The organism is Streptomyces sp. NPDC012466 (assembly GCF_042955215.1).
Taxonomy (GTDB): Bacteria; Actinomycetota; Actinomycetes; order Streptomycetales; family Streptomycetaceae; genus Streptomyces.
On the sequence record NZ_JBIBEQ010000001.1, the window covers coordinates 1 to 26919 of the forward strand.

26 protein-coding genes are annotated in these 26919 nt (G+C 71.6%); 12 read left to right on the top strand and 14 right to left on the bottom strand.

What is annotated here, in order from left to right; all coding sequences use genetic code 11:
* On the top strand, window positions 1-731 hold a 731-nt coding region (locus ACFY9E_RS00005; protein ID WP_390977710.1), incomplete at its 5' end, for a cbb3-type cytochrome c oxidase subunit I.
* A complete protein-coding gene (locus tag ACFY9E_RS00010; protein ID WP_390977712.1) occupies window positions 728-1078 on the top strand; it encodes a hypothetical protein in 351 nt (116 codons plus the stop codon). The genes ACFY9E_RS00005 and ACFY9E_RS00010, both read left to right, overlap by 4 nt.
* Before the next feature lie 93 nt (window positions 1079-1171).
* Here the strand turns inward: ACFY9E_RS00010 and ACFY9E_RS00015 are convergent, their stop codons facing one another.
* The gene (locus ACFY9E_RS00015) at window positions 1172-1780 is read right to left on the bottom strand and encodes a DUF2867 domain-containing protein (protein ID WP_390977714.1); all 609 of its coding nucleotides are present in this window, start codon (window positions 1778-1780) and stop codon (window positions 1172-1174) included.
* Between the two features lie 96 nt (window positions 1781-1876).
* Here ACFY9E_RS00015 and ACFY9E_RS00020 point away from each other — a divergent pair, with 96 nt between their 5' ends.
* Window positions 1877-2437: a TetR family transcriptional regulator gene (locus ACFY9E_RS00020; RefSeq protein WP_390977716.1), complete on the top strand. Its 561-nt coding sequence runs from the start codon at window positions 1877-1879 to the stop codon at window positions 2435-2437.
* Window positions 2438-2710: 273 nt separating this feature from the next.
* Here the strand turns inward: ACFY9E_RS00020 and ACFY9E_RS00025 are convergent, their stop codons facing one another.
* Window positions 2711-3370, bottom strand: coding sequence for a TetR family transcriptional regulator (locus ACFY9E_RS00025; RefSeq protein WP_390977718.1), 660 nt, complete (start codon window positions 3368-3370; stop codon window positions 2711-2713).
* Between the two features lie 178 nt (window positions 3371-3548).
* Here ACFY9E_RS00025 and ACFY9E_RS00030 point away from each other — a divergent pair, with 178 nt between their 5' ends.
* Complete coding sequence (locus tag ACFY9E_RS00030) at window positions 3549-4802, top strand: YncE family protein (RefSeq protein WP_390977720.1); 1254 nt, start codon at window positions 3549-3551, stop codon at window positions 4800-4802.
* Here ACFY9E_RS00030 and ACFY9E_RS00035 read toward each other — a convergent pair.
* Together ACFY9E_RS00035 and ACFY9E_RS00040 are read right to left on the bottom strand one after the other, a co-directional pair.
* On the bottom strand, window positions 4783-6654 hold the full coding sequence (locus ACFY9E_RS00035; protein ID WP_390977722.1) for a cellulase family glycosylhydrolase: 1872 nt from the start codon (window positions 6652-6654) through the stop codon (window positions 4783-4785). The genes ACFY9E_RS00030 and ACFY9E_RS00035 overlap by 20 nt on opposite strands.
* A gap of 82 nt (window positions 6655-6736) precedes the next feature.
* Window positions 6737-8719 (bottom strand): GTP-binding protein, encoded by a 1983-nt coding sequence (locus ACFY9E_RS00040; protein ID WP_390977724.1) that lies wholly within the window; start codon window positions 8717-8719, stop codon window positions 6737-6739.
* 189 nt (window positions 8720-8908) lie between these two features.
* On the opposite strand from ACFY9E_RS00040, the gene ACFY9E_RS00045 reads away from it, so the two are divergent.
* The 5 genes from ACFY9E_RS00045 (at window position 8909) to ACFY9E_RS00065 (ending at window position 13375) form a co-directional block, all read left to right on the top strand.
* Entirely contained in the window at window positions 8909-10015 is a 1107-nt protein-coding gene (locus tag ACFY9E_RS00045; RefSeq protein ID WP_390977726.1) for an XdhC family protein, read from the top strand.
* Window positions 10016-10143: 128 nt separating this feature from the next.
* Window positions 10144-10476 (top strand): antibiotic biosynthesis monooxygenase, encoded by a 333-nt coding sequence (locus ACFY9E_RS00050; protein ID WP_390977728.1) that lies wholly within the window; start codon window positions 10144-10146, stop codon window positions 10474-10476.
* A 131-nt stretch (window positions 10477-10607) separates the two neighbouring features.
* Complete coding sequence (locus ACFY9E_RS00055; protein WP_390977730.1) at window positions 10608-11615, top strand: zinc-binding dehydrogenase; 1008 nt, start codon at window positions 10608-10610, stop codon at window positions 11613-11615.
* A gap of 28 nt (window positions 11616-11643) precedes the next feature.
* The gene (locus tag ACFY9E_RS00060) at window positions 11644-12696 is read left to right on the top strand and encodes an alcohol dehydrogenase catalytic domain-containing protein (protein WP_390977732.1); all 1053 of its coding nucleotides are present in this window, start codon (window positions 11644-11646) and stop codon (window positions 12694-12696) included.
* 73 nt (window positions 12697-12769) lie between these two features.
* Window positions 12770-13375: a carboxymuconolactone decarboxylase family protein gene (locus ACFY9E_RS00065; RefSeq protein WP_390977734.1), complete on the top strand. Its 606-nt coding sequence runs from the start codon at window positions 12770-12772 to the stop codon at window positions 13373-13375.
* Window positions 13376-13499: 124 nt separating this feature from the next.
* On the opposite strand, the gene ACFY9E_RS00070 is transcribed toward ACFY9E_RS00065, so the two are convergent.
* Together ACFY9E_RS00070 and ACFY9E_RS00075 are read right to left on the bottom strand one after the other, a co-directional pair.
* The gene (locus ACFY9E_RS00070; protein WP_390977736.1) at window positions 13500-14309 is read right to left on the bottom strand and encodes a methyltransferase domain-containing protein; all 810 of its coding nucleotides are present in this window, start codon (window positions 14307-14309) and stop codon (window positions 13500-13502) included.
* Window positions 14310-14341: 32 nt separating this feature from the next.
* The gene (locus ACFY9E_RS00075; protein ID WP_390977738.1) at window positions 14342-14851 is read right to left on the bottom strand and encodes a YfcE family phosphodiesterase; all 510 of its coding nucleotides are present in this window, start codon (window positions 14849-14851) and stop codon (window positions 14342-14344) included.
* Window positions 14852-15060: 209 nt separating this feature from the next.
* Here ACFY9E_RS00075 and ACFY9E_RS00080 point away from each other — a divergent pair, with 209 nt between their 5' ends.
* A complete protein-coding gene (locus ACFY9E_RS00080) occupies window positions 15061-17004 on the top strand; it encodes a glycosyltransferase (protein WP_390977740.1) in 1944 nt (647 codons plus the stop codon).
* Between the two features lie 4 nt (window positions 17005-17008).
* The gene (gene rfbC / locus ACFY9E_RS00085) at window positions 17009-17614 is read left to right on the top strand and encodes a dTDP-4-dehydrorhamnose 3,5-epimerase (protein WP_390977742.1); all 606 of its coding nucleotides are present in this window, start codon (window positions 17009-17011) and stop codon (window positions 17612-17614) included.
* A 120-nt stretch (window positions 17615-17734) separates the two neighbouring features.
* Here the strand turns inward: rfbC and ACFY9E_RS00090 are convergent, their stop codons facing one another.
* The 7 genes from ACFY9E_RS00090 to ACFY9E_RS00120 form a co-directional block, all read right to left on the bottom strand.
* Window positions 17735-18538 carry a class I SAM-dependent methyltransferase gene (locus ACFY9E_RS00090; RefSeq protein WP_390977744.1) on the bottom strand — a complete coding sequence of 268 codons (804 nt, stop codon included), beginning with the start codon at window positions 18536-18538 and terminating at the stop codon, window positions 17735-17737.
* Window positions 18525-19412 carry a dTDP-4-dehydrorhamnose reductase gene (rfbD, locus tag ACFY9E_RS00095; protein ID WP_390977746.1) on the bottom strand — a complete coding sequence of 296 codons (888 nt, stop codon included), beginning with the start codon at window positions 19410-19412 and terminating at the stop codon, window positions 18525-18527. Before rfbD ends, ACFY9E_RS00090 begins: the two co-directional genes overlap by 14 nt.
* The gene (gene rfbB, locus ACFY9E_RS00100; RefSeq protein WP_390977748.1) at window positions 19409-20389 is read right to left on the bottom strand and encodes a dTDP-glucose 4,6-dehydratase; all 981 of its coding nucleotides are present in this window, start codon (window positions 20387-20389) and stop codon (window positions 19409-19411) included. Before rfbB ends, rfbD begins: the two co-directional genes overlap by 4 nt.
* A complete protein-coding gene (locus tag ACFY9E_RS00105) occupies window positions 20386-21453 on the bottom strand; it encodes a glucose-1-phosphate thymidylyltransferase (RefSeq protein WP_390977749.1) in 1068 nt (355 codons plus the stop codon). The genes rfbB and ACFY9E_RS00105 overlap by 4 nt, the downstream gene beginning before the upstream one ends.
* A gap of 104 nt (window positions 21454-21557) precedes the next feature.
* Window positions 21558-21740, bottom strand: coding sequence for a hypothetical protein (locus ACFY9E_RS00110; RefSeq protein ID WP_390980335.1), 183 nt, complete (start codon window positions 21738-21740; stop codon window positions 21558-21560).
* A 240-nt stretch (window positions 21741-21980) separates the two neighbouring features.
* Window positions 21981-22400 (bottom strand): CBS domain-containing protein, encoded by a 420-nt coding sequence (locus ACFY9E_RS00115; protein ID WP_390977751.1) that lies wholly within the window; start codon window positions 22398-22400, stop codon window positions 21981-21983.
* An 80-nt stretch (window positions 22401-22480) separates the two neighbouring features.
* Window positions 22481-23416: a LysR substrate-binding domain-containing protein gene (locus ACFY9E_RS00120; RefSeq protein WP_390977753.1), complete on the bottom strand. Its 936-nt coding sequence runs from the start codon at window positions 23414-23416 to the stop codon at window positions 22481-22483.
* A 154-nt stretch (window positions 23417-23570) separates the two neighbouring features.
* On the opposite strand from ACFY9E_RS00120, the gene ACFY9E_RS00125 reads away from it, so the two are divergent.
* Window positions 23571-24266 (top strand): DJ-1/PfpI family protein, encoded by a 696-nt coding sequence (locus tag ACFY9E_RS00125; protein ID WP_390977755.1) that lies wholly within the window; start codon window positions 23571-23573, stop codon window positions 24264-24266.
* A 99-nt stretch (window positions 24267-24365) separates the two neighbouring features.
* On the opposite strand, the gene ACFY9E_RS00130 is transcribed toward ACFY9E_RS00125, so the two are convergent.
* The gene (locus tag ACFY9E_RS00130; RefSeq protein ID WP_390977757.1) at window positions 24366-26813 is read right to left on the bottom strand and encodes a SpoIIE family protein phosphatase; all 2448 of its coding nucleotides are present in this window, start codon (window positions 26811-26813) and stop codon (window positions 24366-24368) included.
* Window positions 26814-26919 lie beyond the last annotated feature (106 nt).

The following is a 26919-nucleotide window of genomic DNA, read 5'->3' on the forward strand; positions in this document are numbered from 1 at the left end:
CCGGCGGTGTGCTGCTGCCGTTCTTCTCCTTCATGACGTTCCTCATCGCGGTCCCGACCGGTGTGAAGTTCTTCAACTGGATCGGCACCATGTGGCGCGGAAGCCTCTCGTTCGAAACGCCCATGCTCTGGGCGACCGGCTTCCTCATCACGTTCGTCTTCGGCGGGCTCACAGGTGTGCTGCTGGCCTCGCCGCCCATCGACTTCCACGTCTCCGACACGTACTTCGTGGTGGCGCACTTCCACTACGTGATCTTCGGGACGGTGGTGTTCGCGATGTTCTCCGGCTTCCACTTCTGGTGGCCGAAGTTCACCGGCAAGATGCTGGACGAACGCCTCGGCAAGATCACCTTCTGGACGCTGTTCGTCGGCTTCCACGGCACGTTCCTGGTCCAGCACTGGCTGGGTGCCGGGGGCATGCAGCGGCGGATCCCCGACTATCTGGCGGTGGAGGGCCTGACCACGCTCAACACGGTGTCGAGCGTCTTCTCGTTCCTGCTCGGCATGTCGATGCTGCCGTTCTTCTACAACGTGTGGAAGACGGCGAAGTACGGCGAGAAGGTCGCGACCGACGATCCGTGGGGCTACGGCCGCTCGCTGGAGTGGGCCACCTCCTGCCCGCCGCCGCGCCACAACTTCGTCGCGCTGCCGAAGATCCGCAGCGAGTCCCCGGCGTTCGACCTGCACCACGACGCCATCGCCGCGGCGGAGCGGGAGCTGACGCTGCGATGACCGCCATGGAGGGGCTCCCCATGGACCTGCGGGCGTTCCACAACGAGGTCGAGGGTCATCTGCTGGCCGCCGCCGCACGCGAGGAGGCCCGCGCGGCCGCCGCCCGCTTCACCGCCGGGCTGGCCTGGCTGCCGGACGCCCAACGGGTGGAGGTGGAGCGGCTGTTCACGGAAGAGCATCTCGCCCTCGCCCGGGCCTCGTGGCAGCGCACGGCCCGGCGCGGCGAGGAACTGCGCGGCGAGTACGAGGCGGTGTACCGCAGGCTCCGCGCGCGGCTGCTGGCCGGACTGCTGCTGGGGGTCGCGTTGGTGGTGGCGGCGGTTGTCGTGGTGCTGGTGTCGGTCTGAACGGTTCTGGTGAACCCTCGTGCTTTCGCCCAAGCCGCCGCCACTTGAGGAGCGGGGGCTTGGGCGGAGCCCGGGTCACGGAGAGGGGAGGCGTCAGCGTGCCGCACGGCGCACCGTGTTCTCGCGCCACTCCCGGCCGATCGATCGCATCAGGGCCGGGTACACCCCCAGGTACCGGAAGGGTTTGATGCCGAGCATGTACAGGGAGCCGAGGCGGCCGTTGGGCTTCACCAGGACGGCCATCTGGCCGCGGTAGCCGCCGTTCCCGTCGGAGACCCAGCCGATGTGCATCACCCCGTGCATGGTCTTGTTGGCGTACTCGGCGGCCCACTCGTCGTGTGTCTGGAAGACCGATGTGAAGGGCGCCGCGCCGAGGTCGGGCCCCCGCGGCCCCTCGCGCAGGTCGTCCGGCAGCCGGTCGCGCAGCGTCGCCACCCGGCCGCCGACACCCGAGTCCGGCTTGTCCCAGCCGAGCAGCGCACCGAGCTTCCAGCGCACCGCGAACAGGAAGCGGCCCACGGGGTTGCCGCCGTCGGGACCGCCCCTGCCGTCCGCCATCTGCTGGACCAGGTGGTGCAGGTCGTCCGGGCCGCCCGGCGTCGGCAGGACCCACAGATCCTCGAGCCGGAAGTCGCCTGCGATCTCGTGGATCCGCCAGGGGCGGGACGTGTGGTCGGTTGAGGGAAGGCGCAGACCGCTCATGACAGATCCTTGTCTATACGGTGGCGTATAGATCGAGCATAGACCCATCTATACGGCTCCGTATACTTGGCCGGGACATGTGAGGGGAGACACGGCATGGGCGCGATCCGTACGCCGCGGGACAAGTGGATCGAGGAGGGGCTGCGGGCACTTGCCGCCGGCGGCCCCGAGGCTGTCCGGGTCGAGGTCCTCGCCCAGGCGCTCGGCGTGAGCAAGGGCGGTTTCTACGGCTACTTCCGCAACCGTGCCGGACTGCTGGAGGAGATGCTCGACACCTGGGAACGAGCGGTCACCGAGGACGTCATCGAGCGCGTCGAGCGCGACGGAGGCGAGGCCCGCGAGCGGCTCGGGCGTCTCTTCGACTTCGTGGGGTCGGGCGAGAGGCGCGTGACCAGCGCCGGGGTCGAGCTCGCGATCCGTGACTGGGCCCGGCGCGACGAAGGTGTCGCGCGCCGCCTCCGCCGGGCCGACAACCGGCGGATGGACTATCTGCGCGAGCTCTACGGGGCCTTCTGTCCCGACGAGGGCGATGTCGAGGCCCGCTGCCTGATCACCTTCTCACTGCGCATCGGCGATCACCTCATCGCGGCCGACAACGGCCCGCGCAGCCGCACGGAGGTCCTCGCCGCGGTCAGGAAGCGGTTGTTGGACCAGTAGCCGGTCAGATCCGGTTCGAGGCGGGCTCATCGGTACCCGGCTCAGTCGACCGCCGCCGTCCGGTCCGTGGTCCGCGGTGCCGGTCTCACGGCGGTGGCCGCGAGCAGCTCCGTGAAGCGCCGGCGCAGGTCCCGCCGGCAGGGGCCGGGACCGGTCCGGGACCGGCCCGGATCCGGTCCCGGACAGCGTGCGGCGTGCGGCGTGCGGCGTGCGGCGTGCGGCGTGCGGCGTGCGGCGTGCGGCAGGACGCTCCCCCGCACCCGGCGACTGCCGTCACGCCTCCGGCTTCCAGCCCGGTGGCCACAGGATGCCCAGCAGTTGCCGGACCAGTTCGTCGACGACCTCGTCGAGTGTCGCGTCGACCCAGCCGGCGCTCCAGTCGTGCAGCAGGCCGTTGACGCTGCCGATGAAGCCCGTCGCGGCGAGGCGGTAGTCGCGGGGCGCGGCCTCTCCGCGTGCGGCGGCCGCGTCGGCCTCGGCGCAGATGAGGTCGACCCAGCCGGCCCGGCGGGCGAGCCGCTGCTCCTCCAGGCGCGGGCTGACGCCGATGATCTCGACGAAGGTGATGCGAATCCGGCGCGGATCGGCGGCGAGACTGCCGGCGTAGGCGCGGAAGATCGCCGTGGCGCGTTCGACGAGCGGCAGGTCCGCGGCGGCCCCGGCCGCCTCCAGCACGGCCGCCTCGGCCCAGCCGTTGACCTGGAGGTGCAGGGCGGCCAGCACGTCCTCAAGCGTCCGGAACTCCTCGTAGAACTGCCGCGTGGACAGTCCGGCCGTCTCGCTGAGTGCCGCGACCGTGGTGGAGCGGAAGCCGGGCGTGTCGCCGAACAGCCGGAGCGCGGCGTCGAGAAACCGCCGGCGCCGCTCGGCCTGTCGTTCCTCGGCGGTTTTGCCACCGTAGCGGCCGGTCGGCGCTCTGAGTCTGCCCGGCACCGGCTCTCCCTTCGTGGTTCGAACACTGATTTTGTCGTGCACGCGGTCTTGTGGAGAAGCCACCCCTTCCTTACTTTGCAGTAAGTTCACTCTGAAAGCACGTGTGTTCAGATCCCAACGCGCCCAGCTTTGGCATGTTCCACTCACAAAGCTCACCCCAGCAGAGAGGGGAGCAGTCATGCCCGTCTTCCGACGCCGGCACCTGTGCTCCGTAGCCGCAGCCCTCGCCCTGACCGTCACCGCTCCCGCGACTGCCACCGCGGCCACCCCGGGCTCCTCCGCCGCGCTGCGTGAGGTGCTGTTCGTGGGCAACAACTGGGACGGCACCGCCGATGTCATCCGCTCCACGGGCGACTTCGCGAAGATCGGCCGGATCGACGTCGTCCCCGACAAGGCCGAGCGGATGGCGGAGATCAACGCCGATCCGATCAGGTGGATCTACTTCATGGCGATCCGCAACAGCGTCGGCGAGGGCCACGACCAGTTCGTCGACGACATGTACTCCACGCCGGACGGGACGTCGGTGGTCGTCTCACGGCCGAGCTTCGCCGACGTCGTGTCGATCGACCTCAAGTCCGGGCGGCTCAACTGGCGCTTCCCGGTGTCGGGTTACCGCTCCGACCACATGGCGGTCTCCCCCGACGGCAAGCGGGTCGCGGTGTCGGCGTCGACCTCGAACACCGTGCACGTGCTGGACATCGTCTCCGGCCGGGAACTGGGCAAGTTCGGCACCGGCGACAAGCCGCACGAGAACATCTTCACCCGGGACGGCAAGTACATCTACAACATGGCGATCGGCGACGTGAACACGCAGACCGATGCCCCGTGGCTGGACTGGACGAAGGGCGACCGGCGCGTCACCGTCGTCGACGCCACGACGTTCAAGCAGGTCAAGGTCATCGACATGCGCCCGCAACTGGACGCGCTCGGCCTCAAGGACTACTCCGACGCGGTCCGCCCGGCCGTCTTCTCGCCGGACGAGTCGAAGCTGTACTTCCAGGTCTCCTTCTTCAACGGCTTCTTCGAGTACGACATCGCCGCCGACAAGATCACGCGCACCAAGACCCTGCCGAAGAACGCGGCCACCAGCGACGACCGCACGTCCTTCGTCAACGACTCGCGTCACCACGGCATCTCGATGAGCCCGGACGGACGCAAGCTGTGCGTCGCGGGCACCATGGACGACTACGCCACCGTCGTCGACCGCGCCACCCTCCAGGAGGGCCCGCTCGTCACCGCCTCCAAGCCCTACTGGGCCACGGTCAGCGGTGACGGCAGGTCCTGCGTGGTCTCCGAGAGCGGCACCGACCAGGTCACGGCCATCGACTTCGCCACCGGGAAGAAGGTCGTGTCCGTGCCGGTCGGTGACCATCCGCAGCGCGTCCGGCTCGGCCATGTGGCGGCCGACTGGACTAGCCCTTCCGCTCGTTGACCTCCTTCGCCGCCCACGCCGCCAGTTCGGAGCGGGCCGCCGCGAGCAGTTCCGCCGAGGGAGCCGTCGCCCCGTTGGTCACCAGCGCGTAGTGCAGGACCCCCGAGTCCGGCGCGGTGAGCAGCAGGCGGCGGCTTCCCGTGCCGCCGGGCTCCTGCGCCACGCCGACCGGGGTGGCCGAGGTGTAGGCCGGCGGGGCGTGGGCCGTGCCCAGGTCGGAGACGACCGTGGTGGACGCGGTCGGGAAGCTCGCCGGGAGGTGGAGTTCGGTGGGGGCCGGGCCGCCGTCCGAGCGCCACAGCAGCAGCCCGTACTGCCCGGACCCCACGATCCGTCGCACGTTCGGCAGCGCACCGGGCACCGGGTTCCAGGTCAGGGTCGTCGAGCCGTCCCGGGAGCGGTCCTCGTAGGTGAAGCCGACGGTCTCACCGGCCGTGGCGCTCGGGTAGAGGCGGTCCAGGAGCCGGGCGTCCTGGCGCAGCGCGGGCTTGCCCGCGTCGTCCAGGCGTACGGCGGACAGGTCCTCGTCGTTCCAGGCGTCACCGGCGGTGAGGACCTTGTCGGGGTTGCCGTTCATCAGCTCGCGATGGCGGCCGTTGTAGATGTCCCACTGCCACTGCGTGCCCGAGAGCAGGGGTCCCGAGGCGGCCGGGTCGGACCACCAGTCGGCGCCCTTCAGGCGGGAGTCGAGGGCCTGGTACATCGCCTTGAGGACGGTCGGCGCCTTGTCGGAGACGTTGCCGGCCAGGGGGTGCCCGAACTCGCTGACCACCGCTGCCGTCTGCGCGGCGGCAGCCCGGTCCCGGACGGTGCGGAAATCGCCCGCGTACTGGCCGTCGGCCGCCTTGCCCCACATGAAGACGCCGGAGATGGCCTTCTGGTCGTAGAAGTGGGTGTTGAAGACGTAGCGCGGCCCGAGTTTCCCGGCGTCGAGCAGACCGCCCTCCTGCTTCTGGAAGTCGAGGTTGGCGTTCCAGAAGAGGTTGGGCTCCGCGAAGGCGGGCTTGTCGCGCCACCCGGCCGCGTCCATGCGGGTCCGGAACTTCTCGTAGAACGGCCAGAGCACGTCCTTCTCCCAGGCGCGGCTGGTCTGTCCGGAGTCGTAACTGCCCGCGTGCGGCTCGTTGTAGGGGTCGAAGCCCACGATGCCCTTGAACTGGTCGGCGCTCAGGTGCTGTCGCACGTACGCCATGGTCTTCTCGGCGGTGGTGAGGAACGCGTCCTGCACGCCGTGCGCGTTGTGCCAGAAGTCGTGCGTAGCGCGCTTCACGGCCTCGTTCTGGGTGATGTTCTGCCCCCAGAAGAGGCAGATCCCGCAGGACTCGTCCGGGTAGTTCCCGGCGTCCACCGCCCACTTGGGCGCGCCGTCGCCGGTGTACCAGCTGTCGTCGTCGAAGAGGTGGCGCGAGTACAGGTCCTGGTGGAAGTCGGGATAGACGCGGATGCCGGCGTCGAGGAAGGCCTTCATCTGGTCGGTGGCGGCGGCCAGATAAGCCGTGTCCACCCGGCCGCGCTCGGGTTCGGCGTACGCCCAGGAGAGCAGGAAGCGGACCGTGTTGCCGCCGCCGAGGGCGCGCAGCGCGGTCGCCGACGTGCGGGCGTCGGCGACCGAGGCGAAGGGCAGGCCCTTGTTCTCCGCCAGCTTGGTCTCGCCGGAGACGTTGTAGCCGCGCAGCACGACCTCGCGGCCGTGGGCATCGGTGAAGCGGCCGTTCCGCACGGTGACGGTGGGGTCGTCGAACCAGAGGGAGCCGGGAGGGGGCGCGGCGGTGGCCGGCGGAACACCCGCCACCGACACGGAGCCGAAGAGGACGGCCAGGACGACCAGCAGACGCGCTCGGATAGTCGGCATGTCCACTACAGTCAGGCCATATCAGGACACCGTCAACACCCCTGACTCTGGAGTAAGTTCCCGCTCGGCCGGCGCGCACACCTCAGCCGCCCACCCTTCGTGTCACGTTCAACAAGTACTCCTTCCTGTTCAGCGGGTTGTGATCGGTGCGCGGGCGCTCGGGGATCGTGCCGTGGGTCACCGGCGCGTAGTGGGCGAAGGAGCTCTCCAGCTCGCCCTCGCCCCGGGTGAGTCCCGGCAGTCGCTGTTCGAGCGCGTGCACCCGGGCGGCCGGCACAGTTCCCTCCAGGACGCAGAGGTCGTCCCGGTTCAGCGTCGTCTCGGGCACGGCCGCGAGCCCGGCGAGGACCGGCAGCAGGGCGCCGAGCGTGTCGGCCGGAGCCTCGATGCGGAAACGGTGCATCGGCTCGTGGACGCGCGTCCCGGCCCGCCGCAGCGCCTCGATCAGCACCAGCGGGGTCACGCCGCGGAAGTCGGCTCCGGTGCTCGACATGCTCTTGTCGAAGCCTTGGTGGGCATGGCTCTGACGGGGCGAGTAACCGCTGTGGGTCATCGTGACCGTGCAGTCGGGAACCTGCCAGCCGTGCAGCCCCTGGAGGAGCGTCTCGCGCACGGTGTCCTCCACGGCCTTGAAGAACGCGTACGGCATCGAACCGAGCTCCACCTCCAGCCGGAAGGCGACGCCCGAGCCGACCGGCGCGGGCTCGACGCGCAGGCCGACCGTCGCGAGGAACGGGTTCGGGTCCTGCTTGTTGAACTCGACGGCCTGCCCGGTCCCGACGAGCCGTTCGACGCACAGCGGTGTGGTCTCGCGGAAGGTGACGTCGAGGCCGTACTCGTCGGCGAGGGTGGCCTGGATGACCTCCTTCTGGACCTCGCCGTAGAGGGAGACGGAGGTCTCCTGGCGGCGTTCGTCGTGGCGCAGGCCGATCAGCGGGTCCTGTTCGGCGAGTCGGGTGAGCGCGAGGTGGAGCGCTCCCCGGTGCGCGCCCGGGCCTGGTACGACGACCGTCTCCAGGGTGGGCGGGGCGAAGAAGTGCTCATAGGCCTTGCGGGGTTCGCCGATCGCGTCGCCGATCCGGATGTCGCCGAGCCCGGTGAGGCGGGCGATCCGGCCGGCGGTGACGGTGTCCCGGCGGGTGTCCGTGCCGTCGCCGAAGACGCTGATCCCGGTGATCCGGCCTTCGGCTCCGTCCGCTCCGAAGGGGACCCGGTCGCGGACGCGCAGGGTCCCGGAGAACATCCGGGCGTAGGCGAGCTTCTCCCCCGCCGGCCCCCGCTCGACCTTGAACACACTTGCGGACAGCGGCCCGTCCGCATCCCCGTCGGCCGCCGGGAGCAGTTCTTCGATGCCCGACAGGAGGGCTTCCAGGCCCGCGCCCGTGGCGGCGGAACCGAAGTAGACCGGGTGGACGAGCGCCTCCCGTGTCTGCGCGACGAGGGACCGGTGCAGCAGGGCGTCGGTGACGGTGTTCCCGACGTACGCGGACAGCAGGGCGTCGTCGTGGTCGGCGAGAACGTCGACGGCGGCGAGGGCGGCGGCCGGTGCGGTACGGGGGACGAAGCGGGCCGACCGGGTGCCGAGACCGCCGACGGTCCCCATCGGCACGATCGCGGGTGTCAGACGGGCCGAGATCTCCCGCAGCACCTCCTCGTGACGTGCCCCGCTCCGGTCGATCTTGTTGACGAAGAGCAGGGTCGGGATGCGCAGCCGCTGGAGGGTGCGCATCAGCACGCGCGTCTGGGCCTGCACCCCTTCGACGGCGGAGATCACGAGGACGACGCCGTCCAGCACGCCGAGCACCCGCTCGACCTCGGCGATGAAGTCCGGGTGACCGGGAGTGTCGATGAGGTTGACGGTCACGCCGTCGAGCGGGAACGAGACGACGGCGGACTTGATGGTGATGCCGCGCTGCCGTTCCAGGTCGAGGGTGTCGGTGCGGGTGTTCCCGTCGTCGACGCTGCCGATCTCGTCGATCACCCCGGCCGAATGGAGCAGCCGCTCGGTCAGGCTGGTCTTACCGGCGTCGACATGGGCGAGGATTCCAAGGTTGAGCATGTGCACGAAGCGTCATGTCCTTCGGAGAGAGGTCCGTTCCTGACTGGGGGGACATGAACGTTGCGCGCATCTGGGGCTCCTTCGGATTCGGTGACGTCTGCCGTCCAGTGCAGCAGACCGGCCCGGAGGGTCACAACGGAATTAGCCGCTGCCGGGGTACCCGGCGGGGCGCGCCTACAGGGAAGGGAGCGGCTCGTGCGTGACGTTCTCCCGGTGCTCGGCCGCTGGTACGCGGCCGGGGCCCCGTTCGGTCTCGCGACCGTCGTCCAGGTCAGCCGCAGCGCGCCACGCGGACCGGGTGCGGCGATGGCGGTGGGCCCGGGCGACGAGGTCGTGGGCAGTGTGTCCGGGGGCTGCGTCGAGGGCGCGGTGTTCGAGCTGGCGCAGGAGACGGCCGCGGGTGGCGAGGCCCGGCTGGAGACCTTCGGCTACAGCGACGAGGACGCCTTCGCCGTCGGTCTGACCTGCGGCGGCGAGATCACGCTGCTGGTGCGCGCGGTCACGCCCGAGCGGGATCCCGGCTTCGGCGTGCTCGTGGACTCGGTCGCGGCGGGCGAGCCGGTCACCCTGGCGACCGTCACCGACGGCCCGGCGCGACGCGGGGCGGCGCTCGTGGTCCGGCCGGACCGGACCGCCGGCACGCTCGGCGCGAGCGGCCTGGACGCGGCCGTGACCTCCGACGCCCGCGGCGAACTCGCTCTCGGCGCCACCGGCCTGCGGCACTACGGGCCCGAGGGGCAGCGCCGCGAGGACTCCGTGAGCGTGTTCCTGCAGTCGTTCGCGCCGCCGCCGCGGATGCTGGTCTTCGGCGCGATCGACTACGCGGCGGCGGTGGCCCGCATCGGGGACTTCCTCGGCTACCGCGTCACCGTCTGCGACGCCCGCCCGGTCTTCGCCACGCCCCGGCGCTTCCCCGACGGCGTCGAGGTGGTCGCGCAATGGCCGCACCACTATCTGCGGGACACGGACACCGACGAGCGCACGGTCATCTGCGTCCTGACACACGATCCCAAATTCGACGTGCCGCTGCTGACCGAGGCGCTGCGCCGCCCGGCCGCCTACATCGGGGCGATGGGCAGCCGCCGCACCCACACCGACCGGGCGCAGCGGCTGGCCGAGGCCGGTCTCACGGACCACGAGCTGTCCCGGCTGCGCTCACCGGTCGGCCTGGACCTCGGGGCCCGTACGCCCGAGGAGGTGGCGGTGTCCGTGGCCGCCGAGATCGTGGCGCTGCGCTGGGGCGGCACCGGCGCGCCGCTCACCGCGACGGAAGGGGCGGTGCACCCGGGCCGGTCCTCCTGATCACCGGAGCCGCTCCCGTCACGTCGCCATCGAGCGGGGTCCGTACGCACGTGTCGCCATCAGTACACCGGACATCAGCACATCGGACGCAGTACATCGGACATCAGCACCTCAGCGAGGGGAATCCCATGATCTTCATCACCGCCAAGTTCCGAGTCCGCCCCGAGCACGCCGACCGCTGGCCCGAGATCGCCGCCGATTTCACCCGGGCGACGCGCGCCGAACCCGGCTGCCTGTGGTTCGACTGGTCGCGCAGCGTGGACGAGCCGTCGGAGTACGTCCTCGTCGAGGCCTTCCGCGACGACGAGGCCGGAGCCGCACACGTACAGTCCGCGCACTTCAAGACCGCGCAGCAGACGCTGCCTCCCCATCTGGCCGAGACGCCGCGCATCGTGAACGCGAACGTCCCGCAGGACGACTGGTCGCTCCTCGGAGAGATGGCGGTGCCGGGACAGCAATAGTTCACCGCTCGGGACCGACCGCCCGCGTGAGCCGCAAGTCGTAGCGGACGGGCTCTTGCCCCGGACGGCGGCCACCCGTACGCTCACCGCCGTACCGACTGGACGGTATGCACCCGAGAGAGTCGCCGGAGATGAGCATGATCAACCGCCAGATACGCCTGGCCGCACGTCCCGTGGGAGAGCCGCGCCCCACCGACTGGGAGCATGTCGAGGAGCCGGCGGGGCAGCCGGGCGACGGGGAGTTCCTGGTACAGGTGCTCTGTCTGTCGATCGACCCGGCGATGCGCGGCTGGATGAACGCGGGCAGGTCCTACATCCGCCCGGTGGAGATCGGCGAGGTGATGCGCGCCAACGCGGTGGGGAGGGTGGTCGCCTCCCGGCACTCCGGGTTCGCGGTCGGCGACCATGTGTCGGGCGCGTTCGGCGTGCAGGAGTACTGCGTGTCGGACGGGCGCGGCGTGACCAAGGTCGACCCTGCGGCTGCTCCCCTGCCGACCTATCTCGGCACGCTCGGCATGTCGGGCCTGACGGCCTACTTCGGCCTGATCGAGGTCGGGCGTCCCGAGCCGGGGCAGACCGTCGTGGTCTCCGGAGCGGCCGGGGCCGTCGGCAGCGTCGTCGGGCAGATCGCCAAGATCCTCGGATGCCGGGTCGTCGGCATCGCCGGCGGCGAGGCCAAGTGCCGCCTGGTCGTGGACGAGTTCGGGTTCGACGCGGCGATCGACTACCAGAGCGAGGACGTCCGCAAGGCCCTGCGCGAGCACGCCCCCGACGGCGTCGACGTGTACTTCGACAACGTCGGCGGCGACGTTCTGGACGCCGTGCTGCTGCGGCTGGCGCGCGGCGCCCGCGTCGTGGTCTGCGGCGCGATCTCCCAGTACAACAGCACCAAGCCGCAAGGCCCCGCCAACTACCTGTCGCTGCTGGTGAACCGCGCCTCCATGACGGGCATCGTGGTGTTCGACTACGCCGAACGGTACGCGGAGGGCATCGCACAGATGGCCACGTGGCGGGCGGAGGGGCGGCTGAAGTCCTTGGAGGACGTGGTGTCCGGCTCGGTCGCGGCGTTCCCCGAGACCCTGATGCGCCTGTTCCGCGGTGACAACCACGGCAAGCTGGTGCTGAAGATCGCGGACTGACCGGGCGCCGAGGGGAGGGAGAGATCCGATGAAGGCACTGACCTACCACGGCCGTCACGACATCCGCTACGCGGACGTCCCCGACCCGGCCGTCACCAGCCCGGCCGACGCGGTGGTGCAGGTGACCACGGCCGGCATCTGCGGCAGCGACCTGCACATCTACGGCGGCAACGGGTTCAGCCCGGAACTGGGCTACACGCCGGGGCACGAGTGCGTCGGCGTGGTCGTCGACACCGGCGACCAGGTCACCCGCTTCAAGCCCGGCGACCGGGTCCTGGTGCCCGCCTCCGTCGGCTGTGCGCAGTGCCGGCAGTGTGCGGCCGGGTTCACCGCCCGATGCGAGCGCGCCACGTCGAGCACGGAGCTCTGCTACGGAGTCGGCCCCAAGCTCCCGGGCAGCCAGGCCCAGGCCTTGGCGGTGCCCTACGCCGATGTCAATCTGGTGCACCTGCCCGAGGACATCTCCGACGAGGCCGCCGTCGTCCTGACGGACAACGCCCCCACCGCCTGGTACGGGTGCCGCCGTGCCCGCATCCAGCCCGGTGAGACCGTCCTGGTCATCGGCCTCGGCCCGGTCGGCCTCATGGCCGCTCAGTCCGCCTTCGCGATGGGCGCGGCACGGGTGCTGGGCGTGGACCTGGTCGCGGAGCGCCGCGTCTTCGCCGCCGGCCTGGGCGTCGAGCCGGTCGAGGGTGACGACGCACGGACGGCCATCCGGGAGATGACATCCGGCCGGGGGCCGGACGCGGTGGTGGAGGCCGTCGGCTCCGACGCCACCATCGAGCTCGCCCTCAAGGCCGTCCGGCAGGCCGGCCGGGTCAGTGTCATCGGGGTCAGCCAGAGCAGGGCCTTCCCGTTCCACATGGGCTTGGCGCAAGTCAAGGAACTGGAGTTCGCCATCGGGCTGTGCTCGGTGCACTACGAACTCCCTCCCCTGCTCGCCCTCACCCGTGCCGGACGGATCAAGCCCGAGGCCGTGGTCTCCCACCGCTTCGCCCTCTCCGAAGGACCCGCGGCGTACGAACTGTTCGCAGGCCGCTCCGACGGCGTCCGCAAGATCGTTCTCGACCCGACGGGTTGACTGGTCCCGACCCTTCACCGCCAGGCGTTCAGCCGGTCTCCTAGGGTGAGTCCCTCGGAAACCGGAGGCCGCCATGTCACAGCGCCACGAAGCCGCCCGCCCCACCCGTCCGCGGTTGAAGCCGCTCCCCGAAGAACAGTGGGACCCGCGGACCCGGGAACTGCTGGCCGCCGCTCCCCACGACCCCGGGGGCGGGATCCCGAACATCTTCACCACGCTGGTGCGCCATCCCGATCTCTACGAGCAGTTCATGCCTTTCGGCGGCCAGTTGCTCGGCAGCGGCCGACTGCCGGGAGAACTGCGCGAGTTGCTGATCCTGCGCACCGCGTGGAACACCGGCGCGCGGTACGAGTGGGGGCGGCACCTCCCCCTGGCCAGGGCCGCGGGCGTCACGGACGCGGACATCGACCGCATCGGCGAAGGGCCTGAGGCACCCGGCTGGGCGGATCTCCAGAGGCTCCTGATCCGCGCGGCGGACGAACTGCACGGCGATGCCACGATGTCCGACGGGACCTGGGAGGGTCTGGCCGGGCACTTCGGCGACGCCGAACTGATCGAGATCGTCATGCTGGTGGGGCAGTACCACATGGTGGCCTTCTTCCTGAATGCCACCGGTGTGGAACTGGAGTCCGGCTTCGACGTCACCGGCTTCGCCGAGGGGGAAACGAACGACAGGTGAGGGCGTCCGGAGCAGCCGGCCCGTCACCTGGCCGCCGCAAGGTGTGAGTGACGCGACGGAGGCCGCACGAGCTGAGTCGTCGAGGCGGTCGCCATCGGTCACGGGACCGACTCCGGACGCGTCGCTACGAGCCGTCGCCCGACGGTCTGCGGCCCCAGGCCGAGATCATCGGTGAGGTGGCGAGGTCCAGGCGTCCCGCCTCGACGGCGGCGAGGTGCCCCTCGATCTCCTCGTCCGTGGCGAGGCCCGCCGCGACGAGCTTGTCGCGCACCTGCCGGACGGTGGCCGCCTCCAGGACGTCGCAGGCGGGCGACGCGACCGGGAAGTAGGCGTCGGCCTGCACGTCCACCAGGCCGGCCTCGCGCAGCAGCCGGGGAAGTCTGCGCCCGTAGGAGAGGTCGGCGCCGCGCCGGCGCAGCAGTTCGCGGAAGCCGGCACGGAGCCGGTTGGCCCGCTCCTGCTCGGGGCCGTGCTCGTCGGGGCAGATCAGCGGCTGCAGTGCGGGGTCGGCGTCCTCGACCAGCAGCAGCCCGCCGGGACGCAGCGCCTGGATCATGGCGCGCATCGCGGCGTCGCGTTCGGCGACGTGGACCAGCACCAGACGGGCGTGCACCAGGTCGAAGGGGCCGGGCGGAGGGGCGTCGCGGCCGACGTCGTGCCGGAGCACCTCGACGCCGTCGGTGGCTGCCGCCCCGGTCCAGGACACGTCGATGTCGGTGGCGAGCACGCGCCCGGCCGGCCCGACGCGCTCACGCAGCCAGGCCGGCACGCTCGGCCCGCCGGCCCCGACCTCCCAGCACCGCCACCCCTCGGCGATCCCGGCCGTCTCGAAGTGCCGGAACGTCCAGGCGTCGAAGAGGGCCGACAGCGCGTCGAAGCGCGTACCGGCCTCGGCCTGCCGGTTGTCCAGGAGGTACCCCTCGTCCTGATCCATCCGGCGATCATGTCACGGCACGGACGGGACGTTCAGCGCGGTGGACGGGGCTGCAGCCGGTGCAGTTCCACGTCCGAGAGCAGCCCCTCGGCGACGGTGGCGGTCATGTAGGTGCAGTGGGGCTGTGCGCGGCGATCCGTCGGGGAGCCCGGGTTCAGCAGGCGCAGGCCGGTGGGGGCCGTGGTGTCCCAGGGGATGTGGCTGTGGCCGAAGACCAGCACGTCCAGATCGGGGAAACGGGCGGCGCACCGCTGCTCCCGGCCCTGCTTGGAACCCGTCTCGTGGATCACGCCGAAGCGCACCCCGCCCAGGTCCGCGTACGCCACCTCGGGCAGCCGGGCGCGCAGGTCCGGCCCGTCGTTGTTGCCGTACACACCGACGAGCCTGCGGCAGCGGTCCTCCAGCAGATCGAGGGTGGCCGTGTCGACCCAGTCCCCGGCGTGGAACACGACGTCGGCGTGCGGGAGTTCGGCCAGCAGGGGGGCGGGCAGTTCCCGGGCCCGCTTGGGCAGGTGGGTGTCGGACATGAAGAGCAGGCGCACGTCCTCAGCCTAGGGGCTGCCGGGTACTCCCGCCCGTAAGGCGGCTTGACCGCGAACAGACAGACAGTGCAGCTCAGTTGCCGTGCGGTGGAGATGATCACGGCCGGGTCTCGAAAGGTGAGGCCGCGTCGCCGACCGGGTTAGCATCGGGCCACACGCAGTACAACAGGACGTCTACGGCAAGCGACCCGAAGGGGCCCGGAAACCCGATGCCGGTCAAGGTCAGCGTCATCGTCCCCGTGTACAACCCGGGGATCTACATCGAGGACTGCATCTCCTCGCTGCAGCGGCAGTCGCTGCCTCCCGACGAGTTCGAGGTGATCTTCGTCGACGACGGCTCGACCGACGAGACCCCGGCCCGGCTCGACGCGCTCGCCGCCGAGGACCCCCGGATGAAGGTCATCCACCAGGAGAACTCCGGCTGGTCGGGCAAGCCCCGCAACGTCGGCATCGAGGCCTCCCGGGGCGAGTTCGTGATGTTCGTCGACAACGACGACTACCTGGGCGACGAGGCCCTGGAGCGGATGTACGACTACGGCGTGGCCAACGGCGCCGACGTCGTGGTGGGCAAGATGGCCGGCAAGGGCCGCGGGGTGCCGGTGGAGCTGTTCCGCCGCAACCACCCGCGGGCCACCGTCGAGAACGCCCCGCTCATCGACAGCCTCACCCCGCACAAGATGGTCCGCCGGGCCTTCCTGGACCGCATCGGCCTGCGCTTTCCCGAGGGCAGGCGGCGCCTGGAGGACCACGTCTTCGTCGCCGAGGCGTATCTGCGCGCGGACAACGTCTCCGTGCTCAGCGACTACGTCTGCTACTACCACCTCCGGCGGGACGACGGTTCCAACGCCGGCTTCGAACGCTTCGACCCGGTCGGCTACTTCAGGAACCTCCGCGAGGCCCTCGACGTCGTCGAGCGGTACACGGAGCCCGGCCCGGTGCGCGACCGGCTGTTCCGCCGCTGGCTGCGCGTGGAGATGGTCGAGCGGCTGCGGGCGCGGCGGTTCCTGACCCTGCCGGACGACTACCGCAGGGAGCTGTTCGGGGAGATCCACGAAGTCGTCGTGGAGCGCTTCGGGCCCGGCGTGGCGGCCGGTCTGCAGCCGACGCAGCAGGTCATCGCCGCGCTGACGGCGGCCGACCGCTACGACGACGTGGTGGCCTTCGCGGAGTGGGAGGCGGGCGTCGCGCCCCGGGCGACCCCCGGGGACATCGAGTGGCGCGACGGCTCCCTCACCATCGGCTTCACGGCCGAGTACCTGTCCGGCGGCGAACCGATGACGTTCCCCGCCACCGTCGAGGCGACGCCGCTGACCGATGTGCCGAAGGACGTGCCCGAGGCGGTGCGGTGGGTGGCCTCGGAGACCGCCGCGCGGTTCGGGCAGGCCACGGCGGACCTGCTGCTGCGGGAGCGCTCCAGCGCCGCGCAGTACTTCCAGCCGGTGGAGTTCACGCGCGAGACCGTGCCGGCCGGGGACGGCGAGGAGGTCCGGCTGGTGCTGCGGGCCACCGCCACCGTCGACCCGGCCGACCTGCCGCGTGACGGCGCCTGGGACGCACTCGTCCGGGTGAAGGCGGGCGGCTGGACCAAGGAGTGCCGGCTGGGCCCCGCTCCGCGTGAGGACCGGCCCACGCCGCAGGCGGGTGTCGTCGGTGACCGCCCGGTCCTGCCGTACTGGACCACTCCGCACGGCAACCTCTCCCTGGAGCTCGGCGCGCGCGGCAAGCGGCTCGGGCTGGGCCGCGTGCAGCTGGGGGACGTCGCCGTCTCCGAGGGGCGCTTGCGCGTCCTGCTCCCGGTGCACGTCCCGGACGAGGCCGGGGTGCGGCTGAGGTTCGTCTCCTCCCACCGGATCCTGGAGACGCCCGGCACCCTCTCCCCCGACGCGGACCGGCCGGGCTCGGTGCTGGCGGCGGCGCTGCCCGCCGAGGACCTCTCGGGCGACATCTGGCGGGTGGCCGTGTGCCTGAACCCGGGCGCGGACCAGGCTCGCTTCACCGGCCTGCCGTTCGCGTTGCGGGCGGGGGACGGGAGCGTACTGGTGACACCGGCGCCCGGGCCCGGTGTCGCGCTGCGGCTGGCCCGGCGTGCGCGACGCGTGCTCGGTGCCGCGCGCCGGAAGGTGAATTCCCGTATCAGGACCGGAGAGCGGTGACGGCATGCGACCCCTGGAGATAGAGGGCGCCTGGGTTCTGGAGCCCAAGATCTTCCCGGACGACCGGGGCAGCTTCCACGAGTGGTTCCGCGGTGCGGAGTTCCGCGAGGCGACGGGCCGGGACCTGTCCCTGGCCCAGGCGAACTGCTCGGTGTCGAAGCGGGGCGTGCTGCGGGGTGTGCACTTCGCGGATGTGCCGCCCAGCCAGGCCAAGTACGTCACGTGTGTACGCGGTGCCGTCCTGGACGTGGTGATCGACATCCGGGTGGGCTCCCCCACCTACGGCGCGTGGGAGGCCGTACGCCTCGACGACGGCACGCGGCACGCCGTGTTCCTCGCGGAGGGGCTGGGGCACGCCTTCATGGCCCTCACCGACGACGCGACGGTGGTCTATCTGTGCTCGGAGGGCTACGCCCCCGACCGCGAGCACGGCATCCACCCGCTCGACCCGGCCCTGGGCATCGAATGGCCCGAGGACATCACCCCGCTCCTGTCCCCCAAGGACGAACAGGCCCCGACCCTCGCGGAGGCGGAACGGCGGGGACTGCTCCCGTCGTACGAGGCCTGCCTGGCGTACTACGAGGAACTGCGGAGCCGGCCGGGGAGGTGACCCCTCGGCCGGCCCCCGGCACACCGCAGGCCCGGACGCGTGCAGCGTCCGGGCCTGCGGTGTGCCGGGAAGGAAGGTCGTCGGCGCCGGCCACCCCCGGGCGGTGGCCGGCGCCGTCGCTCAGCGGCTCACACCGACCTGCTGGAGGGCCTTGCGCAGCGGCTCCCAGCCCACGGAGCGGGGCAGACCGCGGTTGCGGGCCTGGGCGAGGGGACGCCAGAAGCCCGCTTCGAGGAGCGCCTCGGGGCGGACCGCGCCGGCCCGCTCCAGGATCGCCTCGGGGACCTTCTGCGGGTCGGGGATCTTGTACTCGGCCATGATCTCGTCGTACTTGTCGTGCAGGACCCGGTTGTCCGGGTCGGCGCCGAAGACGACCAGCTGGCCGGTGGGGGCGGTGTCCACCTGCACCGTGACCAGGTCCGGGCGGTAGCGCGCCAGCACCTCGGTGATCTTGTAGACGTCGCCGGTCCAGGCGTTGGTGTGCCGGTCCCGGGCCGCTTCGTCGATGCTGCGCGGCAGCATGTCGTCGAGGACGATCACACTGCCCCAGTCCGAGTACTTCTCGACGTTCATGAAGTCGCGCAGCGCGAACTCGAACAGGTGCATGCCGTCGATGAACGACAGGTCCAGGGTCGTGCGGCGCCAGTAGCCGATCGGGCTGCGGCCGCGGCGCAGGTTGCGCAGCGGGTGACGGCCGCCCTTGAGGTGCTGGAGCGGGTTGTCGCGCGCGAAGAAGTCGTCACTGGTGGCCTTCACCAGGTGGACGTCGCACCTCAGCTCCGAGACCACCTTGAAGGCGGGGTCGATCGCGATGCTGGGGACGCGGGACAACGTCAGGCTGCGGCCGTCGTTGACGCCGATCTCCAGGTAGTTGCGATTGGCGCTGACCTTGTGCAGTTCCCGGAGGAACTCATGGCGTTTCACGAGGAAGACCTTCCTTGCGGATGCGGGGCAGTGCTTCGTGCAGGGCGGAGCGCCAGTCGCGCGGCAGGGGCAGGCCGATCTCCTGCCACCGGCGGTGTGCGAGGGCGCTGTACGCCGGGCGGGGGGCGGGCCGGGGGAAGGCCGCGCTGCTGGTGGGGCGCACCCGGTCCGGGTCGGCGCCGATGAGGGAGAACACCTCGCGGGCGAGGTCGTACCAGGTGGCCTCGCCGGAGTTGGTGGCGTGGAAGACGCCGTGCGCGTCAGGGCCGATCCGGGGGCCGAGGTCGGCGATCCGCTCGGCGACGTCGGCGCTCCAGGTGGGCTGCCCGCGCTGGTCGTCGACGACGTCGAGGGTGTCGCGGCGCGCTTCCAGTCCGATCATGGTCCGGACGAAGCTGGAGCCGTGGACGCCGTAGAGCCACGCCGTGCGCAGCACCGCGCTCGCCCCGGGGAGTTCCTCCAGTACGGCCCGTTCCCCGGCCAGTTTGGTGCGGCCGTAGGCGGTGCGCGGGCCCGTCGGGTGGTCCTCCGGGTACGGGCTGGTGCGGGACTCGCCGGAGAAGACGTAGTCCGTGGAGACGTGGAGGAGGCGGGCGTCGTGCGCGGCGCAGGCCCGGGCCAGCAGGCGCGGGCCGTCGCCGTTGATCTCCAGGGCGCGGGCCTCGTCGGTCTCGGCGTCGTCGACGGCCGTGTACGCGGCGCAGTTCACGACGAGGTCGGGGCGGTGCTCCCGTACGGCGGCGTCGACGGCCGCGGCGTCCGTGATGTCCAGGGCGGTGCGGTCGAGACCCATGACGCTCTCGCCGCGCCTCGTGAGTTCCTCGACGACGTCACGGCCGAGCATCCCGCCCGCCCCGGTGATCAGCCACCTCATGCCCGCTCCTGGGCGACGCGCCGCTTCAGGGGCTCCCACCAGGACCGGTTGTCGCGGTACCAGGCGACGGTCTCGGCGAGGCCGGTGGTGAAGTCGTGGCGGGGGCGGTAGCCGAGTTCGTCGCGGGCCTTGGACCAGTCGACGGAGTAGCGCAGGTCGTGGCCCTTGCGGTCCTCGACGTACTCCACCCGGTCCCAGTCCGCTCCGCAGGCGTCCAGGAGCAGCCCGGTGAGCTCCTTGTTGGTGAGCTCGGTGCCGCCGCCGATGTTGTAGACCTCGCCGGGGCGGCCCTTGGTGCGGACGAGGTCGACGCCCTGGCAGTGGTCGTCGACGTGCAGCCAGTCGCGGATGTTGCGGCCCTCGCCGTACAGCGGCACGTTGTGGCCGTCGAGGAGGTTGGTGACGAACAGCGGGATGACCTTCTCGGGGAACTGGTGCGGGCCGTAGTTGTTGGAGCAGCGCGTGACGCGCACGTCCAGGCCGTGGGTGCGGTGGTAGGCCAGCGCGAGCAGGTCGGAGGAGGCCTTGGAGGCCGAGTACGGCGAGTTGGGCTGCAGCGGGTGGTCCTCGGGCCACGACCCGGACTCGATGGAGCCGTAGACCTCGTCGGTGGAGACGTGCACGAAGGGGCCCGCGTCGTAGCGCAGGGCGGCGTCCAGCAGGGTCTGGGTGCCGAGGACGTTGGTGCGGACGAAGTCGGCGGCGCCGGTGATGGAGCGGTCCACATGGGACTCGGCGGCGAAGTGCACGACCTGGTCCGCACCGGCCATCAGCTTGTCGACGAGCTCGGCGTCGCAGATGTCGCCCTGCACGAACTCCAGCCGGGGGTGGGTCAGTTCGAGGTTGTCGAGGGTGCCGGCGTAGGTGAGCTTGTCCAGCACGGTGATGCGGGGCGCGTCGGGCGCGTCCGAGGCGAGCAGGGCGCGCACGTAGCGGGAGCCGATGAACCCGGCGGCGCCGGTGACGAGGAGGTTCATGAAGTGATCTGCACCTTGCTGTGATCTCCGAGGACGAAGCGGTGGGCGCTGGGGACGCTGGGGGCCGGGGTCACCTCGACGTGCCGGCCGATCAGCGAGGCCTCGATCCGGCCGACGCCCTGGATCGAGGAGTCCCGCAGCACGATCGAGAACTCCACCTCGCTGTCGGTGATGCGGCAGTTCTCGGCGACGGAGGTGAAGGGGCCCACGTAGGAGTTGCTGACGAGGGTGCCCGAGCCGATGACGGCGGGCCCGACGATGCGGGAGCCGACGATCCGCGCGCCCTCTTCGACCACCACGCGTCCTATGGTCTCCGAGGCGTCGTCCACCTCGCCGTCGATGCGGCGCTCCATGACTTCGAGGACCGTGCGGTTCACCTCGAGCATGTCGGCGACGTTGCCGGTGTCCTTCCAGTAGCCCTTGACGACCGTGGAGCGCACGTCGGCGCGGGTGTCGATCAGGTGCTGGATGGCGTGGGTGATCTCCAGTTCGCCGCGCCAGGACGGTTCGATGGCGCGGACCGCCTCGTGGATGAGGGGCGTGAACATGTAGACGCCGACCAGCGCGAGATCGCTCTTGGGCTGGTCGGGCTTCTCCTCCAGGCCGATCACCTGGCCGGACGGGTCGAGTTCGGCGACTCCGAAGGCACGCGGGTCGGCCACGCGGGTGAGCAGGATCTGGGCGTCGGGCCGATGGCTGCGGAACTCCTCGACGAGGCCGGTGATGCCGCCGACGATGAAGTTGTCGCCGAGGTACATCACGAAGTCGTCGTCGCCGAGGTAGTCCCGGGCGATCAGCACCGCGTGGGCCAGCCCGAGGGGCCGCTCCTGGGGGATGTAGGTGATGTCGAGGCCGAACTTCGACCCGTCCCCCACCGCTTCCTCGATCTCCCCGGCCGTCTCCCCGACGATCATGCCCACGTCGGTGATACCGGCCTCGGCGATCGACTCCAACCCGTAGTACAGCACGGGCTTGTTGGCCACGGGCACCAGTTGCTTGGCCGACGTGTGGGTGATCGGCCTCAGCCGCGTTCCTGCGCCGCCGGACAGCACGAGAGCCTTCATTCGGTTCACCTTAGTCGTGATCCGGCGGATGTGAACATCACTTCTTTTAGTTGTCGATGCGCGCAGTTACTCGGATCGTCACCGCGCTGTCCTGCGGGGAGGGGTCAGTCCTCGCCCCGGACGATGTTCCACTCCGCCCCGGAGCGCACCACCCCGGGGGTGCCCCGGTCCTCGACGGCCGGGAGGCAGGTCCGCAGCGCGGCCTTGCCGCGCAGACGACGCGCCTTCGACCAGCCGGTCTCGTGCTGACGGGCGACGGGCTTCTCACTGGTGTCCATGGACTCCACGACTCATCATCTTCCTTCTGCTTCCGCTCTTGTTCGAGTCCCCAGCGAAAAACCGAACAAACCCGGCCCGTGACGCCTGTGCCGCGCTCCCGAACTCCCCTCCTTCCGCGAGGTGTTCGGAGAACGTGTTCGGCAGCGTGTTCGGCCGCGTGTTCCGACGGACGTACGACGTCCCGCGCACGACTGCGACGGTCCCGCGCACGACAGGGTGCGCGGGACCGTCCGGTGGGTGGCTGCGGGTCAGGCGTTGGGGCGCGCGGCGCTGATGTCGCCGAGCGCCGACTCCGGGTCGCGCTCCATGGCCAGGTCGCCCAGGGAGACGATGCCCACGGGGTGCCCGTGGTCGACGACCGGGATGCGGCGCACGGAGTGCTCGCGCATCAGTTCCACCGCGTGGCCCAGGTCCTCGTCGGGACCGACGGTGACCAGGTCGTCGCTGCACGCCCCGGCCACGGTGGTCTCCTCCGGGTCGCCGCCCCGGCTGATCGACCGGACGACCAGGTCACGGTCGGTGACCAGGCCGCGCAGGTCGTCGCCGTCCGTCACCAGGACGACTCCGAGGTCCTCGTCGCGCATGATGCGCGCCACTTCGGCGACAGAGGTCTGCGGCCCGACGGTGACAGGGTCGCCGGTCATGATGTCGCGGACATGCTGAGCCATGACGTTCCTCTTCCTCTTCCTTCGGCTCGTGGCGGTTTATCCGTCCTGTCCCGCGTCGGGTACCCGGTCGGCCCGCGGTGTCACCAGGTACGGCCGGCCTCCAGCAGACGGTCGCGGACGAGGGTCACGTGCCGGTTGCCCGAGGTGCCCGGCCGCTGGACGAGGAAGCCGGTGTTGATCGGCACGTCCTCCGGGGCGTCGAGCAGCACCAGGGCACCGGACTCCAGTCCCCCGGCGCACAGGTAGCGCGGCAGCACGCTGAAGCCGGCACCGGCGGTGACCAGCGCCAGGACGGCCCTCAGGTCCGGTACCGAGACGGCGGCGCGACAGTTCAGACGCCGGCCGAAGACGTGCCGCCAGTAGCGGCGCACGATGGGCAGGTCCTCGGCGTACGTGATCAGCGGGACGTCGTGCAACGCGGCGGGGCCGTCCGCGGCCGGGCGCCGCGCGATGCGGTCGGCCCAGACGGGGGCGGCGACCAGGACGAACTCCTCGTCCGTGAGAGGCACGGCGGACAGGGTGCGGCCGCGGGGCCGGGTGGTGGCGATCACCAGGTCGTGGCGGCCGGCGCGCAGTTCGTCGAGCAGGGGCTCGGTCAGTCCCAGGGCGACGCGCAGCCGCACACCCTCGGTGACGAGCGGGACCAGGGCGGGCAGGGCCCGGGTCGACAGCAGTTCGGCGGGTCCGGCCAGGTGGACCGGCTCGGCGCGTGACTCCTCCCGGGGGCCGTGGCCGGTGGCCTCGGCGAGCGCGTCGAGCGGGGCCGCGACACGGGCCGCGAGTTCGTCGGCCACGGCGGTCGGGGCGACGCCGCGCGGCAGCCGTTCGAACAGCTCACGGCGGGTCTGCCGCTCCAGCGAGCGGATCTGCGTGGTGACGGTCGGCTGGGACAGACCCAGCAGGTGCGCGGCGGCCGTGAAGGAGCCGGACCGGTAGACGGCCAGGAAGGTGCGCAGCAGGTTGAGGTCGGGCTGCGCGGGCGTGCCGGTCGCGCCGACGGGATCGATGGGCCTCACGCGATCCGACCCTACCGTGCCCCGCCATTGGAATTCCTATGGAATCCATTGGTGCACCCATTGGAAAACCGACGGTACGGACGCCTACGGTCGTCCTCGTCCGAGTCATCGCCGCGCTGTCCGACCGCGGCCCGTCCCCTGGAGATCACCCACCATGTCGAAGATCCTCTTCGTCGTCACCGGAGCCGACACCTGGACCCTGGCCGACGGCACCGAGCACCCCACCGGCTTCTGGGCCGAGGAGGCCGTCGCCCCGTACGAGGCGTTCCGGGCCGCCGGGCACGAGGTCGTCGTGGCCACGCCCGGCGGTGTCGAGCCGACCGTCGACCGGGCCTCCCTCGCCCCGGAGGTGAACGGGGGCCAGGAGAACGCCGACCGGATCGCGAAGGCGCTGGAGTCCTTCACCGAGCTGCGGCGTCCCGTCCGTCTCGAGGACGTCCGGCTGGACGACTACGCGGCCGTCTTCTACCCCGGCGGTCACGGCCCGATGGAGGACCTCGCCGTCAACGCCGCATCCGGCCGGCTGCTCGCCCGGGCCCTGGAGTCGGGCAGGCCGCTCGGTGTCGTCTGCCACGGGCCGGCCGCGCTGCTGGCCGCTGTCGGGGCCGACGGGGCGAACGTCTTCGCCGGCTACGAGGTCGCGGCCTTCACCAACGCCGAGGAGATCCAGGGCGGCCTCGCCGACCGCGCCCGGTGGCTGCTCCAGGACCGTCTCACCGAGGCCGGGGTGACCGTCCGGGCCGGCGAGCCGTGGGCCCCGCACGTGGTCACCGACCGCAACCTGGTCACGGGCCAGAACCCCGCGTCGTCGGCCCCGCTGGCGGAGGAACTGCTGAAGCGGCTGGGCTGAACCTCGGGGGGCGGTGCGGTCACGCCCCGGTGGGCGCCGGGCGCGAGGGTGGGCGCCGGGCAGGGGCCGGTGGGCGCCGGGCGCGGGCCGGTGGACTGCTCAGCGGCCCAGCGCCAGCTCCGCCCACACCTGCTTGCCGCCGCTGACCGGCAGGGTGCCCCAGGTCGCGGTCAGGGCCTCGACGAGGAGGATGCCCCGGCCGCCGGTGGCCTCCCAGCCGATGCTGGTCGGTCTGACCGGTGAGCGGGGGGAGGCGTCCGCGACGGCGATGCGCAGGCGGTCGTTGACGAGGGTGAGGTCCATGCGGACCTGGCCGTCGGTGTGCACCAGGGCGTTGGTGACGAGTTCGGAGACGACGAGGAGGGCGGCGTCCTGGTCGACGGTGACCCCCCAGGAGCGCAGGGCGCGCCGGGCGAAGCGGCGGGCGTGTCCGACGGCCTGCGGGACGCGCCAGACCGTCCAGCTCTCCCGCAGCGGACGCAGCTCCATGCCGTCGTAGCGCAGGAGCAGCAGGGCGACGTCGTCGCTGCGCGGGGCGTCGCCCAGGAGGGCGTCGGCGACCAGCCCCAGGTCGGCGGGGGCGGCGTCGGCCAGCCGCTCGGCGAGGTGGTCCATGCCGTCGTCGATGTCGGAGCCGGGCGTCTCGACGAGCCCGTCCGTGGCCAGGGCGATCACGGTGCCGGGCGGGAGCCGGAGCGGGCTCATGGGGAAGTCGGCCCGGGTGACCACCCCGAGGGGTGGCCCGCCCTCGGCCTCCGCGATCTCGGTCCGGCCGTCCGGGTAGCGCAGCACCGGCGGCAGGTGCCCCGCGCGCACGCACCAGGCCGCGCCCTCCTCCAGGTCGACATCGACGTAGCAACAGGTCGCGAAGAGGTCGCTCTCCATGTCCATGAGCAGCCGGTTGGCGTGCGCGACGACCACGTCCGGCGGGTGTCCCTCGACGGCGTAGGCGCGCAGGGCGGTGCGCATCTGGCCCATGAGGGTGGCGGCGCCGGCGCTGTGGCCCTGGACGTCGCCGATGACGAGGGCGACGTGGTTGTCGGGCAGCGGGATGACGTCGTACCAGTCACCGCCGAGTTCGAGCCCCGCCGTGCTGGGCAGGTAGCGGGCGACGGCCACCGCGCCCGGCAGCCGGGGCAGGCTGCGCGGCAGCAGCTGGCGCTGGAGCATGCCGACGAGTTCGTGCTCGGCGTCGAAGGCCCGGGCCCGCACCAGGGCCTGTCCGGCGAGGCCCGCGCAGGCGGTGAGCAGGGCGCGTTCGTCGGTGCCGAAGTCGTGCGGGGTGTCCCAGCCGATCAGGCAGGCGCCGGCCATGCGGTTGCCGGCCGGCAGCGGCAGGACGGCGAGGCCGCCGGGGCCGACCTCGGCCAGGGCGCGTTCCAGCGGGCTGCCGGCGGGCCAGATGCGGGCCCGGCCCTCGCGCAGCGCGGCGGCGAGGGTGGGCATGGCGCGTACGGGCGCGTCGGGCCACTCGGTGCGCCACTCCGACCGCCACAGCTCGGGCCAGGCCTCGGGTTCGGGCGGGTCGAGGACGGTGACGACGAGCCGTTCGCTCTCCAGCTCGGCCAGCGCGATCCGGTCGGCCCTCAGCGGCCGGCGCAGCGCGGCGACCACGGCCTTGCCCACGTCGCGGACGGTGACGGCGGTGGCCAGCGCGGCGGCCAGACGCTGGACGCGGGCCACGTCGGTGACGTCGGAGCGCAGGGTGGAGACGTCGACGACCGTGCCCACGAGCCGGGCCGGGCGGCCCTCGCCGCCAGGCAGGAGGCGCCCGCGCAGCCGGAGCCACTTCGGCGGCCCGGCGGGCTGGAGCACCCTGAACTCCAGCTCCCGGTCGCCGATGGACATGTGGTCGGCCTCCACCACCGACATCAGCGAGGGCAGGTCCTCGGGCACGGTCAGGCTGAGCAGGGTCTCGATCCGGCCGTCGAACTCCACGGGGTCCAGGCCGAACAGGTCCAGCAGGTCGTCGCCGACGCGGACGCGGCCGGTGTCCATGGCGAGGCTGAAGGCGCTCGGCGGCAGTTCGCCGGCCTCGGCGGGCGCGGCCGGGGCGGTGAAGGCCACCGCCTCGGAGATGAGCTCCAGGCACCTGAGGTCGTCGGCGGCGAATCCTCCGGGGCGCTCGCTCACGGCCAGCAGGCAGCCGCCGTCCTCCTGCACGGGCAGGGCCGTGAGGTGGAAGCCCCCGGACGGCACGCGCCGCGCCTGGGCGTGCTCGGCGAGTTCCGCCGGGCCCAGTGACACCGGCCGTCCACCGCGGTGGGCTTCGGCGACCGGGGACCGCCCGGCGCGCGGGTAGCTGTCGCGCAGTCCGTAGAGCGTCCTCGGGACGCCGGCCGACTCCATCAGGCACAGCAGCTCGCCGTCCTCGCTGGGCGCGTACACGCCGGCGAACGCCGCACCGGCGAAGACGAGTGCCTGTTCGAGGACGCGGCGCAGCCGGTCGGGCGACTCGTGATCGACCGCGATCGCCTTGAGGGCACCTTCGGCACGCAACGTTCGCGTTCCGCGCTCTTGTGCGCCCTGACTGACCACGTTGGCCATTACAGCGCTAATAGGACACCTGCGCAGCCCCTGTGGGCGTTCCGTGGACCGGCGTCGGCACGGGCGCTCGAAGGAAACCGAACAAGTCTTGACGCATGCGTTCCGC

Excerpts from the sequence above, each read along its gene's own strand:
- ACFY9E_RS00010 (WP_390977712.1), top strand. The coding sequence starts at position 728 with ATGACCGCCATGGAGGGGCTCCCCATGGACCTGCGGGCGTTCCACAAC.
- ACFY9E_RS00015 (WP_390977714.1), bottom strand. The coding sequence starts at position 1,780 with ATGAGCGGTCTGCGCCTTCCCTCAACCGACCACACGTCCCGCCCCTGG.
- ACFY9E_RS00020 (WP_390977716.1), top strand. The coding sequence starts at position 1,877 with ATGGGCGCGATCCGTACGCCGCGGGACAAGTGGATCGAGGAGGGGCTG.
- ACFY9E_RS00030 (WP_390977720.1), top strand. The coding sequence starts at position 3,549 with ATGCCCGTCTTCCGACGCCGGCACCTGTGCTCCGTAGCCGCAGCCCTC.
- ACFY9E_RS00035 (WP_390977722.1), bottom strand. The coding sequence starts at position 6,654 with ATGCCGACTATCCGAGCGCGTCTGCTGGTCGTCCTGGCCGTCCTCTTC.
- ACFY9E_RS00050 (WP_390977728.1), top strand. The coding sequence starts at position 10,144 with ATGATCTTCATCACCGCCAAGTTCCGAGTCCGCCCCGAGCACGCCGAC.
- ACFY9E_RS00055 (WP_390977730.1), top strand. The coding sequence starts at position 10,608 with ATGAGCATGATCAACCGCCAGATACGCCTGGCCGCACGTCCCGTGGGA.
- ACFY9E_RS00060 (WP_390977732.1), top strand. The coding sequence starts at position 11,644 with ATGAAGGCACTGACCTACCACGGCCGTCACGACATCCGCTACGCGGAC.
- ACFY9E_RS00065 (WP_390977734.1), top strand. The coding sequence starts at position 12,770 with ATGTCACAGCGCCACGAAGCCGCCCGCCCCACCCGTCCGCGGTTGAAG.
- ACFY9E_RS00070 (WP_390977736.1), bottom strand. The coding sequence starts at position 14,309 with ATGGATCAGGACGAGGGGTACCTCCTGGACAACCGGCAGGCCGAGGCC.
- ACFY9E_RS00080 (WP_390977740.1), top strand. The coding sequence starts at position 15,061 with ATGCCGGTCAAGGTCAGCGTCATCGTCCCCGTGTACAACCCGGGGATC.
- rfbC (WP_390977742.1), top strand. The coding sequence starts at position 17,009 with ATGCGACCCCTGGAGATAGAGGGCGCCTGGGTTCTGGAGCCCAAGATC.
- rfbD (WP_390977746.1), bottom strand. The coding sequence starts at position 19,412 with ATGAGGTGGCTGATCACCGGGGCGGGCGGGATGCTCGGCCGTGACGTC.
- rfbB (WP_390977748.1), bottom strand. The coding sequence starts at position 20,389 with ATGAACCTCCTCGTCACCGGCGCCGCCGGGTTCATCGGCTCCCGCTAC.
- ACFY9E_RS00105 (WP_390977749.1), bottom strand. The coding sequence starts at position 21,453 with ATGAAGGCTCTCGTGCTGTCCGGCGGCGCAGGAACGCGGCTGAGGCCG.
- ACFY9E_RS00115 (WP_390977751.1), bottom strand. The coding sequence starts at position 22,400 with ATGGCTCAGCATGTCCGCGACATCATGACCGGCGACCCTGTCACCGTC.
- ACFY9E_RS00125 (WP_390977755.1), top strand. The coding sequence starts at position 23,571 with ATGTCGAAGATCCTCTTCGTCGTCACCGGAGCCGACACCTGGACCCTG.
- ACFY9E_RS00130 (WP_390977757.1), bottom strand. The coding sequence starts at position 26,813 with ATGGCCAACGTGGTCAGTCAGGGCGCACAAGAGCGCGGAACGCGAACG.